The sequence below is a fragment of the Gracilibacillus boraciitolerans JCM 21714 genome, from assembly GCF_000521485.1.
GTDB classification, from domain to species: Bacteria; Bacillota; Bacilli; order Bacillales; family Amphibacillaceae; genus Gracilibacillus; species Gracilibacillus boraciitolerans.
The window spans coordinates 25,740-41,096 of sequence record NZ_BAVS01000029.1; the positions used below are offsets into that span (position 1 = coordinate 25,740).

17 protein-coding genes and 2 pseudogenes are annotated in these 15,357 nt (G+C 35.8%); 7 read left to right on the forward strand and 12 right to left on the reverse strand.

What is annotated here, in order from left to right:
• Window positions 1-5: 5 nt before the first annotated feature.
• The 5 genes from JCM21714_RS19480 to JCM21714_RS14335 form a co-directional block, all read right to left on the reverse strand.
• Window positions 6-179 (reverse strand): T7SS effector LXG polymorphic toxin, encoded by a 174-nt coding sequence (locus JCM21714_RS19480; RefSeq protein WP_084040841.1) that lies wholly within the window; start codon window positions 177-179, stop codon window positions 6-8.
• Between the two features lie 24 nt (window positions 180-203).
• Window positions 204-509 (reverse strand): YwqI/YxiC family protein, encoded by a 306-nt coding sequence (locus JCM21714_RS14325; protein ID WP_369403608.1) that lies wholly within the window; start codon window positions 507-509, stop codon window positions 204-206.
• Complete coding sequence (locus JCM21714_RS22040; RefSeq protein ID WP_052000753.1) at window positions 497-700, reverse strand: hypothetical protein; 204 nt, start codon at window positions 698-700, stop codon at window positions 497-499. The genes JCM21714_RS14325 and JCM21714_RS22040 overlap by 13 nt, the downstream gene beginning before the upstream one ends.
• Before the next feature lie 40 nt (window positions 701-740).
• Window positions 741-920, reverse strand: coding sequence for a hypothetical protein (locus JCM21714_RS22045; RefSeq protein ID WP_052000754.1), 180 nt, complete (start codon window positions 918-920; stop codon window positions 741-743).
• A gap of 622 nt (window positions 921-1,542) precedes the next feature.
• A complete protein-coding gene (locus JCM21714_RS14335) occupies window positions 1,543-2,163 on the reverse strand; it encodes a DUF3298 and DUF4163 domain-containing protein (RefSeq protein ID WP_084040847.1) in 621 nt (206 codons plus the stop codon).
• Between the two features lie 227 nt (window positions 2,164-2,390).
• Between JCM21714_RS14335 and JCM21714_RS24845 the strand changes: the two are divergent.
• Window positions 2,391-2,928 (forward strand): annotated as a pseudogene (locus JCM21714_RS24845) (PadR family transcriptional regulator).
• A gap of 14 nt (window positions 2,929-2,942) precedes the next feature.
• Window positions 2,943-3,416 (forward strand): DUF4188 domain-containing protein, encoded by a 474-nt coding sequence (locus tag JCM21714_RS14345; RefSeq protein ID WP_035725375.1) that lies wholly within the window; start codon window positions 2,943-2,945, stop codon window positions 3,414-3,416.
• A 401-nt stretch (window positions 3,417-3,817) separates the two neighbouring features.
• Here the strand turns inward: JCM21714_RS14345 and JCM21714_RS14350 are convergent, their stop codons facing one another.
• Both JCM21714_RS14350 and JCM21714_RS14355 read right to left on the reverse strand, forming a co-directional pair.
• Window positions 3,818-4,402 carry a hypothetical protein gene (locus JCM21714_RS14350; protein ID WP_035725377.1) on the reverse strand — a complete coding sequence of 195 codons (585 nt, stop codon included), beginning with the start codon at window positions 4,400-4,402 and terminating at the stop codon, window positions 3,818-3,820.
• A 9-nt stretch (window positions 4,403-4,411) separates the two neighbouring features.
• On the reverse strand, window positions 4,412-5,572 hold the full coding sequence (locus JCM21714_RS14355) for a ParM/StbA family protein (RefSeq protein WP_035725379.1): 1,161 nt from the start codon (window positions 5,570-5,572) through the stop codon (window positions 4,412-4,414).
• Window positions 5,573-6,027: 455 nt separating this feature from the next.
• Here JCM21714_RS14355 and JCM21714_RS24400 point away from each other — a divergent pair, with 455 nt between their 5' ends.
• The 4 genes and pseudogenes from JCM21714_RS24400 to JCM21714_RS24415 all read left to right on the forward strand — a co-directional run bounded on the left by JCM21714_RS24400 (window position 6,028) and on the right by JCM21714_RS24415 (window position 8,052).
• Window positions 6,028-6,351 carry a ferritin-like domain-containing protein gene (locus JCM21714_RS24400; protein ID WP_369403609.1) on the forward strand — a complete coding sequence of 108 codons (324 nt, stop codon included), beginning with the start codon at window positions 6,028-6,030 and terminating at the stop codon, window positions 6,349-6,351.
• Between the two features lie 8 nt (window positions 6,352-6,359).
• Complete coding sequence (locus JCM21714_RS24405; RefSeq protein WP_369403610.1) at window positions 6,360-6,581, forward strand: hypothetical protein; 222 nt, start codon at window positions 6,360-6,362, stop codon at window positions 6,579-6,581.
• A complete protein-coding gene (locus JCM21714_RS24410) occupies window positions 6,508-6,849 on the forward strand; it encodes a ferritin family protein (protein WP_369403611.1) in 342 nt (113 codons plus the stop codon). The genes JCM21714_RS24405 and JCM21714_RS24410 overlap by 74 nt, the downstream gene beginning before the upstream one ends.
• Before the next feature lie 412 nt (window positions 6,850-7,261).
• Window positions 7,262-8,052: pseudogene (locus JCM21714_RS24415) on the forward strand (chloride channel protein).
• A gap of 77 nt (window positions 8,053-8,129) precedes the next feature.
• On the opposite strand, the gene JCM21714_RS14370 reads toward JCM21714_RS24415, so the two are convergent.
• Window positions 8,130-9,608, reverse strand: a complete 1,479-nt coding sequence (locus JCM21714_RS14370) for a cellulase family glycosylhydrolase (RefSeq protein WP_084040843.1) — start codon at window positions 9,606-9,608, stop codon at window positions 8,130-8,132.
• A gap of 195 nt (window positions 9,609-9,803) precedes the next feature.
• Here JCM21714_RS14370 and JCM21714_RS14375 point away from each other — a divergent pair, with 195 nt between their 5' ends.
• The gene (locus tag JCM21714_RS14375; RefSeq protein WP_052000757.1) at window positions 9,804-10,685 is read left to right on the forward strand and encodes a serine/threonine protein kinase; all 882 of its coding nucleotides are present in this window, start codon (window positions 9,804-9,806) and stop codon (window positions 10,683-10,685) included.
• An 89-nt stretch (window positions 10,686-10,774) separates the two neighbouring features.
• Here the strand turns inward: JCM21714_RS14375 and JCM21714_RS19915 are convergent, their stop codons facing one another.
• The 4 genes from JCM21714_RS19915 to JCM21714_RS14390 form a co-directional block, all read right to left on the reverse strand.
• Window positions 10,775-10,927: a hypothetical protein gene (locus tag JCM21714_RS19915; RefSeq protein WP_158413529.1), complete on the reverse strand. Its 153-nt coding sequence runs from the start codon at window positions 10,925-10,927 to the stop codon at window positions 10,775-10,777.
• 955 nt (window positions 10,928-11,882) lie between these two features.
• Window positions 11,883-12,875, reverse strand: a complete 993-nt coding sequence (locus JCM21714_RS14385; RefSeq protein WP_035725381.1) for a virulence RhuM family protein — start codon at window positions 12,873-12,875, stop codon at window positions 11,883-11,885.
• A 221-nt stretch (window positions 12,876-13,096) separates the two neighbouring features.
• Window positions 13,097-13,252: a hypothetical protein gene (locus tag JCM21714_RS20210; protein WP_158413530.1), complete on the reverse strand. Its 156-nt coding sequence runs from the start codon at window positions 13,250-13,252 to the stop codon at window positions 13,097-13,099.
• Between the two features lie 468 nt (window positions 13,253-13,720).
• On the reverse strand, window positions 13,721-15,208 hold the full coding sequence (locus JCM21714_RS14390; RefSeq protein WP_052000758.1) for a type ISP restriction/modification enzyme: 1,488 nt from the start codon (window positions 15,206-15,208) through the stop codon (window positions 13,721-13,723).
• Window positions 15,209-15,357: the final 149 nt, after the last annotated feature.

The window sequence follows — 15,357 nt, forward strand, 5'->3', positions numbered from 1 at the left end:
AACCTCTAAAAGCCTTTAATCGCATCGGCACTCTTACCAGTAAAAGCATCGATTCCGACTATTTTTTGAAAAGCAGCTCGTAATGTTTCCAGTCTTTCTCTTAATGCCTGGTATTCTTTTGCACGAGCTTCTACGGTTGCGACTAACGATTTTGTTTCCAACGTTCGGGTTGTGCTCATCGCTTCCTCTCCCTTACCCTCTCTCTATTTCCCGATTGCTTCATCTTGCTCTTTTAGCTTCCTTACACTTTCCCTGGTATCGGCCAGATTTTTCTCAACTGTTTCGATATACTGTAACAAAAACGAATGTATCATCTCTTCTCGTTCCAGCCATTCATCGGTGAACGCTAGCTCATTTCTACTAAATGCATTGGCAGGCTTGGGTAAGTCTAATCGAGACAGACATGACCTGGCATGTTCAAGCTGCGCCATGACGGAGGGAAAATGCAATTTAATTTCTGTACCGCCGCTGATTGTACTTCCTACTCGAATATTCATCAGAACAACCATCCTTTTAATTCGTTCAATTTACTTCCGTATGCTTCCGCTGCCTCTTCCCCCCCCTGGCTCCATAATCGATCAGCCTGGTGAGCAATTGTACTAGCTATATCTAAGCTGCTCTGCTGGAGTTGCAACTGACCTATTTCCCACTCTATCTGACCGATATAATACGGGTATTGATACAGGATCTTTTTTTTCATAAATTCATAGGCTTCCTGCGGGATTCATCAAATGTATTGGCTAGAGTGCCTCCCAGGAAGAATCCAATGAAGGCTGTAACAATTTTTTAATTTCTACGGAAGCCTGGTCTTGTTCGTTTTCTATATCACGCTTCGCCTTTTTTAGCCGGTCTATTTTTTCCTCTATGTCTGCCGATCGGTTAGAGATAACCTGGAATGCATTACTAAGAAAATCTGACAACCTATACACCTCCATAACAGGACAATAATCCAATGAAGCCCTTTATCTAATACATAATTATATAGAAAAATTAGAATAATAATCCAGTTATTATATGTGAAAAATGGAAAAACAAATCTATATGCCTATTAACCTTTTTACCATTCTATTACTTTCAAATTATTCACCATTTCTTTTCGTTAGTCGGCTTTCTACGATTATGGGAATATAACAAAAAAAGAGGAGCGATTCAGACCCCCACCTCTCTTCATTAACTAATTATTCAAGGTATTATAGATAGTTCTGTTCCATCCTCTATTCTTTGAACCAATTAAAATGGAGCACCTAGCCTGTCCCCCAAGTCCCATTGATTACAAATCATTCAAGTTTTTACTCAGCTTTTGTAATTCACTCATTACTCTGTTTCACACCGTCTCTTTTGTAAATTATAGAGCAATCAGGGGGGGCTGAAACTGCAAAGGGGGGGTACTTTTCCAATGTAGTTAGCCCTGTGATAATAAGGTTGAATGCGTAATTTTAGCAATGACCCATGATCAACCGACCTTCATTGGATACTCACTAGTTTTGAAATGGTGCTTTATTCCACTCCTATTCTTACATTTGAGGAAAAAGTTACAAAGCATTAATTATTAACAGCCAATTGTCCGAGTGGGCCATCTTCAACGATTATATCCTGGAGATCATATACCGAAATTGGGAACATAGGGAAACCATAAACATAGGGAGTAATTTCATATAGTTGAAAGTAAATAACCAGAGTTTTGTCCGCAATATAAAAATCTTGATCAGGTCGAATACCTGTAAATTCGCCCAAAAGCGGGATATCCCGCTGCTTTATTTGCTGATCAACTAAGCTGGAGAGTCTTTCCACATAATTACTTCCTGGCTTAAATAATTCACTCAGCTTACATTGCTCCCCTTTTTCCAGATCAAATGTTAGCGACTTGATATAGGTCATCCCATGCGCTGCCTGGTAATGATACGTATAATTGGAAAGTGATAAACTCAGGACTTTGCGTTGGTTGTTTTTCACCTCATATAACCCAATCATTTCTTCCACTGCTGTTGGCATATTTCCAATTTGTTCGTTTATCAGCTGTTGAGTTTGATTAATAATCGCGTGATTAATCAACCCTTCCAATGCCTGATTTTGCAATGCTGCCACTTGGGGATAAAAAACGGTTTTATTGTGACCGTCACTGATTTTATGCGTTTCTATCCGGACTGGAAATGTGTAAGGCATCATACCCATCCTCTCCTGTTTTTACTCATTGTATTCTTGCGGGAAGGAATGTGTGTAAATGCCTAAGTGGTTTAATTTATACACATTTCACTCCTTCATGTACTAGTTCATTCAAAAAACCCACAACTTTTTCTAAAAAATATAGTGACTCGCACTTCCTTTTTCCATATTTGTCATATATAATGTATCTAAATGATATATATCAACTAGATAGGTGGAGTCAACTCATGAAAGAATACAATAACACAACCTACGCAATTCTTGGAATTCTTACAACAGGATGCAAATCAGGATATGCGATAAAGCAGCTTATGGATCAAAGTCTTACCCACTTTTGGAAGATCAGCTATGGCCAGATTTATCCTACAATGAAACAACTTACTGCTAATGAACTAGTCACCGTTACGAATACTCAGCAAGATGGAAAGCCGGACAGAAAGGAGTATGACCTTACCCAAAAAGGAAAGGATGCATTGAAACATTGGCTCTCACAACCTATTGAACAAATTCCGGTGGAACGAAATGAAGTGCTTCTAAAGTTGTTTTTTGGCAAACACCAGACTACAGAGCAAACTGTCAAGCTGTTAGAAGACTACAAACGCAAGCTGGAAGAGCGTCTGCAGACATACCATACCATCGCTCATTCCATTCAGACACATCATGAAAGTGATCCGAATGCTCAGTATTGGCTATTCACATTGGATTATGGCAAGCGAACTACTATGCTGCATCGATTGGTGCCAGGCAACGATAGAAGCTATCTAAAGGAGGAGACGAAAATGAGTAAGGGAATATTCAGCGGAAGGTTTACAACAAAAAATGAAGAAGACTTAGTTGTTTTTATCATTGGGATGCGCATAAACAAGCGATGGGCTGTCCATAAATGGTTTCCTGTTTTTATTGCGATGCCCTCCATGATTAGAGAGCTTTATACAAACAAGGAGGAGCTTGGTTTTCTATCAATGGAGAGCTTTTTCGGACTTCGCACAACAGTCATGATTCAATATTGGCGTTCAACGGAAGATTTGCTCTCCTATGCAAAAGGGAGCAACCATCTAAAAGCTCGGAAGAATTTTAATCAAAAAGTTGGCGATCATACAGCAGTGGGAATTTACCATGAAACTTATATCATAAAAAAAGGACAATATGAATCCATTTATGGAAATATGCCACAATATGGTCTAGCAAAAGCCATGGAGCATATTCCGGTTAGATCTGATAAAAGATCGGCACGGAAACGCCTTACTCAGTGAAAATATATATATTGATGAGAGCATTAAACAAACCGCTACAAATGTAATAGACACGGTTGACGATGATTAGTACAGAAAAAAGTATTTGAATATTTAGAAACAATCGAATAATTTTTTATAAGAACAAAAGCGCAGAGCGTCGGTTAAAACAAGAGCAACTGGAGCGAATCAATTGAGATAAAGAAATCACGGTAAGCTTGCGAACCGATGATGACTTATCGTAGATTGCTTCGTGAAGTTGCCTAGTTTTTGGCGCTCGGAGCTGGACGTGGCTATCCCTGTTCCGAAATGTTATCCACAGTGCAAAAATTTATAATTTCCTAAGCAACAATAAAATAAGCTGAAGACACAAAAGTCTTCAGCTTTATGAAACAGTAGAATCGCCCTCATCTTTCACCCATTCATTTATTCATCTTACCTAAAAAGTCTCCTAACAGATCATCAAGTTCTTCTTCTGGTTCTGGTTCTTCTGGTTCCTCGGAATCTCGATTGTGACTTAATGCTGCATTCCAATCAATCGAATCTAAATCATCATCTGTCTCTTGATTGTTTAAAGGACTTTCCTCGATTTCATCTACCATCGATTCCTGCTCATTTGTCTCCATTGGAGGTTCTTCCTGTAGATATAGTGCTTCATCGATATTTGTTGCATTACTGTTCAGTGAAGCTAACAATGAAGTTGCACGAACGGGATCATTTAATAGTTGATACATGATACTTCCTAGCAACGCTTCGGAATGTTCATGTTTGATCCAATTACGTTGTGCTTTTGTCAAACTTTTAGGGAGAGGTACCGTAATGGTTTCCTGCTGTTTCGATGTTCCCTCATTCACACCTTTTGTGACAAACTCGGCGATTTTACTAGAGAAATTACGACGTTCTATTTCTTTTAAACGCTGCAATTCTTTTAGTATATAATCCGGTGTATCTGACGGGATCCGAAATGATATAGTTTGACCTCTATTAATTTCGTTATTTTTCTTCATGTTATCACCTTAAGATTGTTGTGAGACTTTTTTCTCTTCTTTCTTCTCAGACTTCTTTAGATATTCAGCAATCAGTTTATAATAGGCATTTGCCATCATCCATATGCTTTCCTTTTCATCTTCAAAAAATTCAATGTTATAGCCATCTAAATTATTATTTAATGTTTTCAAGTATTCTTTTAATACATTGGATCCTCCGCCTACAAAATAACAGATTTCCGTTTGTGAATTTTTTTGCCATATATTTCGCAACAGGCGATATTGTTTCTTCGCTAATTCTAACAAAATTCTATCTGTCGATTCATGTACGCTCGTTCTGCTTCCTTTTACCATTATGTGATTACGGTCATTTTTTCTCGTAATAATGTCCACCACGTCACGGCGACTGTCTAATTCCACCCCATATTTCGAGAAAATTTCTTCACGAATAAGCTCAAGCGACTCGGAAACACCAAGATTAAACCCTTGTGCTTTATCATCATCGACCGTTCTGTTTCTAATCACAGCTATATCTGTTGATAAACCACCAATATCCTGAATTAAAATTTGTTTGTCTATTAATTGCTTATTAATGATTTTTAAATCCTGATCCATCACAAGGTTGATAAAAGCGGCAAACCCTTCAGGATACACCTTCACTTCATCAAATTTTATGTTCACTTTTTTGCCTTGGTGTTGTGGTGTAACTAAAAATTCCACCTGATGAACAGAACCGATCAGCTTGGAACGATATCCTGCATCTTTTCCTTCTTTCACCTCTCGCAATGGCAATCCAGTTCCCAACGTATAATTTGTATCAATAACCTGATTGGCATTTACTGTAAATGTATTTACAGCATCTAAGGCTATCGTCGCCAAAAGCATCACTAACGTTTGATCTTCCTGCGATTTACTGCTGCCTGGATCAAGTTCTGTTGAATTGCTTGCTTTTGCTGCTAAGTGTCCCACACGATAAATCGCATTATTTTCTTTCAACGCTGGTGAATGTATACGAATATGTAACCCTTCTATTGGATCCTTTTGGTCTAATTCTTCAATTCCAATAACAGGACGGTCTTCTGTATCTCTAGCGATGATATTTGGAAGATTAAGCTCTCTTTCCATTTTTCCAAAAATCGCTTTAATAGAATCGTTACCTACATCAATTGCTGCTATTCTTGACTGACTCATATATATCCATCCTCTCTAACTTTTACATGTCAGACTTTTATTAAAATAATACAAGCCTTAAGTATAGCATATTTTATTTTAAGGTTTTCAGCAATGCCTTTTGTTGAAAAGAAAGAAAATTGTAATCTTTTTGTAATGTAAATATTTTGTTTACATTTTCGGATTACATGTTTACATCTTCCAAAAAATCTATACATACCAACATGTTTACGTTATCGCATACATGCATGCTATAAACGTTTACTTTATATATATATTTGTTTACATGTATGCTGTAATGTATATGTAATCTTATATAATGGTTTATAACATGAAAATCATAAACCGTATCCAATATGACATTTGGAGGATGGTTAAAAGAAAGAATCAATTAAATTTATTTCTTGAGTCCATGCACAATAACCCATTTCAAATACATACGATATATTAGACGATTCAACTAAGGGAGGATAACGATGTATTCCAATCCATCGTATGATAATGATTTTTATCGAAGTGTATCAGATACACAACTTATAACAGATATCCAACAAGCAATACATGCAGAGTATAGCGCAATTGCTTGTTATGAGAAATTAGCCCAAATGGCACCATCACAAGAGGAAAGGGACAAAATACAGGAGATTCAGAATGATGAAAAGCGACATCTTGAGGAATTTAGCAGCATTTATTATCATTTTACGGGGGGAGAGCTCCCTCTTATCAAATCATCGAGCAATGTCCAAACAATTATAAAGCTGGTATTGAATTCACCTTTAAAGATGAACAAGAGGCGGTAGATTTTTATTTGAGCATCTCAGATAAAGCCGAGAATATAACAATCAAAGATAGATTCAAGTGTGCAGCAGCAGATGAACAAAATCATGCAGTATGGTTTTTATTTTTTCATTCAAAAAATCCATCGGCAACACACGCCCAAAGACTAATCGAAGACTATGGGGGCTATAGGAGCTTTAAACGCTTCCTCTTTATCCTTACCTCAAATGTTGACGTATGCTCTACAGGATGAATACTTGGCCCAGGCTAGATATAATAACATAATCGGAACTTTTGGTAACATTCCAACATTCGTACAAATTAGAGAAGCTGAATTAAGGCATATCCGAGCATTATTACCCCTTTTCGAGCGTTATCAAGTACCTTTACCTCAAGATATTTCGGGATCCTTTGTGACAACTCCGCAAAATCTTAAGGCCGCATATGCTACAGGAGTACAAGGGGGGGAAATTGACAACATTGCTATGTACGAGAGATTTTTACCCCCTAAATCTTCCTAATGATGTAAGAAGTGTTTTCACTCAACTTCGTGATGCTTCATTAAACCATTTAGCAGCATTTGAAAGAGGGCTTAGCAGGAATTAATCAGGAATGGAAACATATAGAACTAAATCATATTTTCTCTTTATTATTATTCAAACTAAGATTTATACGTTAGTATGTAATTACATACAAACGTATTTAATGTTACTTTACAAGAACAATTCGCACAACAAAATTAGTGGATTCTAACACCTGTCAATTATGTATTAATTCCCTTTTGTATATTTCGTAATGAGCGATTCATTATTCATCATAATAATTCTAATACGATGGGCAACACTACCAAGAGAAAGAAAAGAGGTGAATCGGTGAATGGTGTTGAAGTATAACAACTTTTTTCTGTCCTGATTCTTCGGGACCTTTATCACCATCCTTTTTTGGGGGGGTTCTACGGGGGGGAGAGAAGGTGCAGCTGTCCAAATGGGAGAAAGTGTAGCTGCAGCGGTTAACAAATTTTTTAAGGTAAACAAACTAGATAAGAAAATTTTAATGATGAGCGGTATAAGTGCTGGTTTCGGAGCTGCCTTTGGTGCACCTATTGCTGGTACTGTCTTTGGCATGGAGATGGTTGCCATGGGAAAACTGAAATTGGAAGCATTTGTTCCTTGTCTTACCGCAAGCTTTGTCGGTCATTATCTAACTACAGTAGCCTGGGGACATAAACATGAAGAATTTATCATACAAATCGTACCGAAAATAACTATTACTACCTTTATCATCGTTATTCTTCTATCTGTTCTTTTTAGCCTTATAAGTGTTTTATATTGTCAATTGAGACATGAGATAGAAAAATATCTAATAAAATTTTCAGGAAAAACCATATGAAAAGAGCCTTTTTTGGAGGTATCATCATTATAGTATTAACAATGATGGTTGGATCACAAGATTACAATGGACGTGGACTAGAGATGTTAGAACAATCTTTTAATGAAGACGTGCCGCCATTTGCTTTTCTGGCCAAGTTGGCTTTTACTGCGGTAACCCTTGGCACTGGTTTTGTTGGTGGGGAAGCAATTCCTTTATTTTTTATCGGGGCAACATTGGGTAATGCCTTACATACGTTCATTGATTTACCGATGTCATTTCTTGCTGCGTTAGGTTTAATTACTGTTTTTTGCGGAGAAACAATTGAAAATGTGGAATCAAAGAAAAAAATTTAGAAAATCAGACGTAAAGCGTACTTTATTGCCGATTATACAGTTCATAGTTTCTTCTATTAGCTTGCGTTTGTCTTTATTCATCCTTTGGTCAGAGTACAGTTATTCATTGTGGCTAATTGGTCCCCATTAAAAGACGCAGGAATTCGAAAGGCAACGGTGGTCCCTTCAGTTTCTTCCAATTCAACTGTTTGATATACGATAACATCAATTTCCCAATCTACTCCACCAGTAAACGCTATCGTTATAGTGGAGACTGTCCCAAGTTCGTCAGTGGTTACAAGAGATTGCAAGAATTTTTTGCTAAACGTAATCGTATTATCACTTATTTCATAATCATTTTCTTCTTCTAATACTTGATCAGTTACAGTGACCTCATCAAAGTCATTGCCATTCAAATCGAATGTGATCACTTTATCCGTTATTTCTTCAGATTGTTCCAAATAAATAAAATTATCATTTGGTGTTGCGGAACGTGTATCCCAACTTGTTTTTAACATATTAAAAAATTCGGGATCGTTCCATTCTAGCGTATCACGATTTAAATGTTGGCCGTTATCCCACAGCATATGAATCAGTTCCTTCTCATTCGCATAATGAATCATATGTTCAAAAAATTTCAATTTTTCTCCTTGTTGAACAACCCCTGTATCTACATCAAACCCAAGCAAACCATATTCACCAATTATCACAGGGATACCATTAGCAGTAAAGGTTTCATGTACACGGTCAAAGACAGTATGAATGTCTTTTTTTGTATCTTCTTCAAAGCGGGTATATCCAGCGATATTAACACTAAAAGGCCAGAAACCGTAATAATGAACTGTGGCGATAATATTAGGATCTTTTAAGCCTTGAATATATTCGTATAAAGAGTTTATTTTCTCTGGTTCTGACCCGGTGTTAAGGGTGGGCAACACTAATGGCCGGTTATCGTTATAACCTCCTGATCCTCTAACAATTTCATAAAAATGTGTGTGTAATTCATTCAGGTATGCCTGACTTTCTTCTTCCGTTCCCGAAAATCTCGGCTCATTAATACTTTCAAACATTAGTTCCTTTGGATAGTCCTTAAAATGATCCGCCAACTGCGTCCAGATAGCATTGAATCGATCGACGGTTTGATTATGTTCCTCTTGCATTCCCGTTTCAACCCAAAGCCAAGAATCATGGTGGACATTAATCATGACATATAAATCCTCTTCTAATGCCCATTGCACTGTCTGATCGACACGCTTCAAGAAATCGTCGTTAATCTGGTAATCATCATCTTCTCCCATACGTTGATCAAAGGTGATCGGGATGCGAATACTTTTAAAGCCTTGATCTGCAACTCTCTGAATTAACTCTTGCGTCACATACGGGTTACCCCCCCATGCGGTTTCGTCATTACCAACAGCATCAAACGTATTACCTAAATTCCAACCTGGTTGCATATTTTCAGCATATCTTTCGATGTCCAATTCTGTGGTAGGAGTTTCCTCAGCAAATGAAGTAATGGAAGTAAAACTAAGAAGTAATACAAACGTAAAAAAGCAAAAAATGAATTTCTTTCTCAATATTAATCCCTCCCAAGAAATAATAGAAAGCGCTTTCTTTTATATGAAGTTTATCATACTAGTTGAAACGCTAATACCCGAAAAACAAGTGATAAATTCACGCAAAAAGGAGACATCAGATACAGACGGTTCTTAAAGGGATAAAGAAAATATTGATAAATGAATACAATATAAATTAAAACTTTATGATGTCACTTGAAAAAGTTATTTCTAGCAGCAAAATTTGCTATAATACAAACAAACGTAAAACAAGGAGGTGCGTATGGAACTTATACATTGGATGATAAAAAAGTAAGACAGACGGTATTCGACCACCAATATGCTATACAGCAGACGCTCGCAGGACGATACAAAATTGAGAAGATATTGCAGAATGGCAGTTACGGCATCATATATCTATGTTGGGATCTGCATGCCAATCAAAAGTGTGTCGTCAAACAGATGCGCAAAAGCAAGAAGAAAGAAAATGTGGAAAATTATAAGCAGGAAACTGCTATTTTACAGATACTGGATAATAACGGTATTCCCAAACTGATCGAAACGTTTGTTTATGAGGATAGGCAGTTCTTTTCGATGGAGTTTGTCGAGGGGGGGAGTAATGTAGAGGATACGTTATTTGCATCCGAGCAGAAGTACAGTGAGAAGGAATGTCTGGAACTGGCAAAGCAACTAACCGCCATTGTCTGCTATATTCATGAAAAAGGGATATTCCATGGCGATATCAGAATTCCAAACGTACTGCTTAACCGTGGTGGGCTATATCTGATAGACTTTGGATTAGCACACAACATTCATACAGACAAGGAGTCGAGAGAACATCATAAACAATTGGCACAAGAGGACTTTTTTGACATTGGGGATTTCCTGCTTTTTCTTTTATACTCTGCCTACGAGGGTGACACAAAGAGAAATAGACCATGGACCGAAGAGTTAAACATTCATGAGAAAACAACCCATATCCTCAAAAGGTTACTTCAGATTGATCCGTCGTATCAGCGATGTGAGGATATCATGACAGATATGGTGGAGGCAATTACAATTATTTCCGGGGAAATTTTGCCGAAAGCAAAGGCCTAGCTGTATTTTAATCTTAACGTATAAAAGACTCCATTCGCTGGGAGTGGTTCTTATTCCCACCAAATGGAGTCTTATTGCGAGTTATTCCATTAAAGATTAGCTACTTCTAGAGTAACCGCCTCTTTTGCGGTAACGATGTGATCCGCTATATGGATTATGTCCGCGATGCCCGCTACTGCTTCCATAATAGGATCGGCCTTTTCTGCTACTGGAGCTATAACGGTGATACCTTGACCGTCCACTACTGCTGCCGTGCTTTTTCAATTCATGAGAAATACTTTTAAGGAACTTTTTGAACATGAAGCTCCCTCCTTTAATGTATATACGTTTCACTTTTTAGATTGGTTTCATATTTTTTAGTTAAGAGCACTCTTTTTTTTCATATCATAAGGCATGTAACTAAATTACACAACTAAATTGACTTACATAAGCACGAGATCTTTCTATACTAATGTGTTAATTACGCAAAGAAGGAGCAACATTGCCACATCTACAATCAAAGAAGCAAAAACAGGCAGACGTATTCACTTATACTGAATGTGTTGCCTGTCAGTAATAGATTTATAGAAATAAGTATCAGTCATCCGATTTCTGCTTTTTAAAACAGATATAAGTAAATATTGCTGCGGCAATTGTCCAAATCGCTACAATACCCAGTGGCATCCAGGAATTGGTATCGTGCATTTCAATTATTGTTTACCTGTGTAAAGGAAGCGTCTACTTCTCTTATAAATTTATCTTCTAAGAATTTTACTTTCGCTAAACACGATTGGCTTGAACCTGCATATTGAAGAGAAAAATAATTAAGGTCTCTTATCTTTTTTGGTCTATAACTTAAATCTACTTGGTATCTGTCCTTATTTAATTTTGAAAATCCTTTTATCAGTTTATTCATAGCTTTATTCCCATAGGTATCCAGTATAGTAAAACCCCCACACCTTTAATAAAGCCTTTGATTCAAGGAACTCTCTGTAACGTTCATCTTTTTCAATATACTCCTGGTATTCTGAGCTTTTTATTATCTCTATCAACTTGTTGATATAAATTCTTCTTCGTTTTTGATGATTTACTCTCATGAAAACTATCATCCCTTATATCATGTTTATATTTTTTCCTCTAAACCTATAACACTTCATAGAATATTACAAAATAAGCCGCTGTATATTTAAAACAGCGGCCATGATACTCATTTTCAAATTACTTTAGTCTATTGTCTCTTACGAATTTTTCAAAGTCACTTTCTTTATTCTGTGTGATTCGATTTTGCCTATATTTTTCGTACTCTTGTGTCGCTAACTTCTCAGCAACTTCCTTCGAGACTTTCTCTGCATTCTGTAAAATATCATGTTCATTAAACTTCAAGAACGCATTTAGTTTGTCTGTCCAATCTTTCATATACATGACTTGATTACGTTCGGCCTGACTTTCCGCATAATCTAAGTACATTGTAACAATACGGTTAAGTTGCTTGATTTCCTTTTCAGATAAATAGTTCTTTGCCACAGTGATATCACTCTTACGAATGTTATCACCTTTCCAAGTAGTTAAGCCCATATTTTCTTTCGTAGCATCTGCCCTATTTGCAACGATTTCCGATGCTGTTAGACCTGTAATTGCAAAGTGTAATTTATTTTGAACGGTGGCAAAAAACTTCTTCGAGATTTCAGCTTTAGCATCATAATCAACTGCTGTAGCATAAATATCTGTGATCTTTAAGTAAAATCTTTTCCCAGATGCACGTATATCTCTAATACGTTCCAGAAGTTCATCAAAGTAATCTTGTCCAAAGTTTCGCATTTCCTTCAAGCGGTCGTCATCCATCGTAAAGCCTTTTACCAGATATTCATTCAGACGCTCTGTTGCCCACTGGCGGAATTGTGTACCACGATGGGAACGGACACGATAGCCAATCGCAAGAATCATTTCGAGGTTGTAATGTTTTGCTCTTCTTTTTACCTCTCTTGCTCCTTCATTTTGAACTTGTAAGTAATACTTACAAGTTGCCTCTTCCTCCAATTCACCTTCTTCATAAATGTTTTTTATATGAAGAGTTATATTCTGAGAAGTTGTTTGATAAAGCTCAGCAATTGCCCTCTGTGTCATCCAAACCGTTTCATTTTCTAAGCGAACATCTATTTTTGTGTTTCCTTCTTCTGTTTGGTAAATCAAAATGTTAGATTCATTATTCATTAGCGTTCCTCCCCGATTTTTATATCTATGTTATCTCCATTCTCTTTCATTACCATCAATTATTATAGCATGTCATACCAGGATAAGTGGTGTTAGGTAAGTGTGAAACAAGAGGCACCATGTTGCTGTAACTCATTATGTAAACAATTACTATTACATAAATGTTTACATTTCCTCAAACCTTTTAGTAATCTAAAATAAAATCGTTTATGTAACACTTTTTAAAATATGTCTACAACTGTAATGATTTTCGGTTCAGAATCATTAAAATCAAATAATTGAACAAGTACAATTAAAAGTAGTATGGTTACTTCATATGCTTTTCCAATGGTTTCCACAAAAAAAGGAAACAGAACGTTCCCTTTCTTGTCAGTCATTTCATTTTATACCTCAATATTCTTAATCCATGAAACAGCAAACCTGTTTATCGCCATACTTGTTGGCCGCGAAAAAAAATCGTTCCCATTATATTGACAACATAGAACTCAACTTTAACTTTACAGAAATGAATGTATCACAAACTTTTACACTTATCGACATGTTGTATCGTGAAACGGATAAAAATACCTCTTATTCGTAGGAATTACCCGCTTCCGACAATAAAACACCACCTTATTTACAACTTTTTTTGCTTCTATTTATGATACGGTTCACCGTAACGTTGGATAGGGTTAAATAGTTAAATAAGAAAGGTAGTGGACTGACAACCCCCCCTACCTTTCTTTATGTTTAGTAAATTTAATAATAAAATTTAACAAATCATCTAGAAGTACTAATGTATTTATAGCTAATTAGGTCTAAGGTGAGATAAGTTTTTAAAATTTCATTTAGAAAAAATTCGGATGCTATTCAAGCTCTAACGCAGGAAGACTATTCACTAGGTCAACTGTTTGAATTGATACATTAATAACTCGTAATAACAAACTAAAAATATATTTATCATCTTCAGAAAAAAGATTAGGATCATCAACCAATCCTGAACTTTTATCAACTTTTACTTGGTACTGTTCCATAACCCATTGAATAGCAGGCTTTCCATTTACAACATAGTCATATGCTTTTTCAGGTATGTTCTTTATTTTAATATCATTATTAAAGATAATTTCTGTAATCATACCTTTCTTCGGATGTTTCATCTTGTTAACCTTATAGGAAGGGTTGCTAGAAATCGCAACATGTAAATCTTTAAATTCTTCAATATATTCGTAATTCAAATGTAATTCTACAAGTTTCTTACCAATTTCAGTGAACTTTTTTCGTTTCTTTAGGATGGGTATTCTAGGAAATCCCTTTTTTAAATCATTAGCATATTTAGTTCTGTACTCATTTGAATGAAGTACAGCATAAACATAATAGAACATTTCTTCCGTTTCTAATCCTAATTTATTAGCTACATCTTCTTTAAGATTAAACTCTTCGTTTATTAGGAGGTTAATATCTTTATTATTTTTTAAAATGAACCCCCCCGAGCCTGTATCCATTAAATAGAAGTTTGGTGGGCAATCAATTACTAAAGCTGAAAAAGGTTTGGATGTCCCTATTCCTGTAATATAAATTGCTTTGTTATTTTCACCAAAGTCCGTTTTAAACTTACCTGGTCGCTCTATAATATCTTCTTGATAATAAAGATGTTTCTTCACAAATGGTCTGTACATACTTAATATTAAATTTGAATCGTCTGGCTCTAAAATGATATTCTTTAAGAGTTTTTGCTTTAACCCTGCACTCCACTTTATATAATTATCAGATGTATTGGCTAACGTAAACTTTTCTTTCGGATCAACACCACTTAATTTTGAAACTTCAGAATTATAATTTCCAATTAATGTTCGTGCGTTTGAAAGTGCATTATCTTTAGAAAAGTTATACACCCAAAAATCTCTCGCAGTATTTATACCGACCGTTCTTTTATTAAAAATTTCTGTATCTAATGCCAAATAATTTAAGTAATTATTATCCCGTTTATTAATCCAGTCATAGTTTTCATCAGATTCAATTTTAGTCCAAGAGACATTTTCTAAGGATACTAAAGAAGAAATGTTTTTTAACTTTTCTTCTTTAGACAAATAGTCTCCAATGTCGAAATATTTGATTTCATGTACATCAGAGCCATCCTTTATTAATAATGTAATAGCTACTGGAGTCCTTGTGCCCTCTCCAAAAACATTTCCAGCTTCTTTTCTTCTCTGCTCTCCAGAAGTTCTAGCATCACCACGAAGATTATATACATAAATGTAATTAAATTCTTTTTCCCAACATTTCCTTAATCCATCTGTACTATTACTATCAATAAAAGATGCATTGGTTACAAACCCAATAACCCCCCTTGTCACACAGTCTATCTGTAGCCCATCTGAATGCCTGTATATAAGAATCATATAAAGATTTTTTTAAGTTTGCTTTACTTTCCCTAGCATAAGTATTATCAATTGCTTTTTTCAGACTAGGATATACAATATTTTGTTTATTATCGTTTGCACTA

What these genes read in the sequence shown, in the direction of transcription:
- JCM21714_RS24410 (WP_369403611.1), top strand. Translation starts at nt 6,508, where the DNA reads ATGGGGGCTATAGGAGCTTTAAACGCTTCCTCTTTATCCTTACCTCAA.
- JCM21714_RS14350 (WP_035725377.1), bottom strand. Translation starts at nt 4,402, where the DNA reads ATGAAGAAAAATAACGAAATTAATAGAGGTCAAACTATATCATTTCGG.
- JCM21714_RS22040 (WP_052000753.1), bottom strand. Translation starts at nt 700, where the DNA reads ATGAAAAAAAAGATCCTGTATCAATACCCGTATTATATCGGTCAGATA.
- JCM21714_RS14385 (WP_035725381.1), bottom strand. Translation starts at nt 12,875, where the DNA reads ATGAATAATGAATCTAACATTTTGATTTACCAAACAGAAGAAGGAAAC.
- JCM21714_RS14335 (WP_084040847.1), bottom strand. Translation starts at nt 2,163, where the DNA reads ATGCCTTACACATTTCCAGTCCGGATAGAAACGCATAAAATCAGTGAC.
- JCM21714_RS14325 (WP_369403608.1), bottom strand. Translation starts at nt 509, where the DNA reads ATGGTTGTTCTGATGAATATTCGAGTAGGAAGTACAATCAGCGGCGGT.
- JCM21714_RS24400 (WP_369403609.1), top strand. Translation starts at nt 6,028, where the DNA reads ATGTATTCCAATCCATCGTATGATAATGATTTTTATCGAAGTGTATCA.
- JCM21714_RS14345 (WP_035725375.1), top strand. Translation starts at nt 2,943, where the DNA reads ATGAGTAAGGGAATATTCAGCGGAAGGTTTACAACAAAAAATGAAGAA.
- JCM21714_RS20210 (WP_158413530.1), bottom strand. Translation starts at nt 13,252, where the DNA reads ATGACTGACAAGAAAGGGAACGTTCTGTTTCCTTTTTTTGTGGAAACC.
- JCM21714_RS14355 (WP_035725379.1), bottom strand. Translation starts at nt 5,572, where the DNA reads ATGAGTCAGTCAAGAATAGCAGCAATTGATGTAGGTAACGATTCTATT.
- JCM21714_RS19480 (WP_084040841.1), bottom strand. Translation starts at nt 179, where the DNA reads ATGAGCACAACCCGAACGTTGGAAACAAAATCGTTAGTCGCAACCGTA.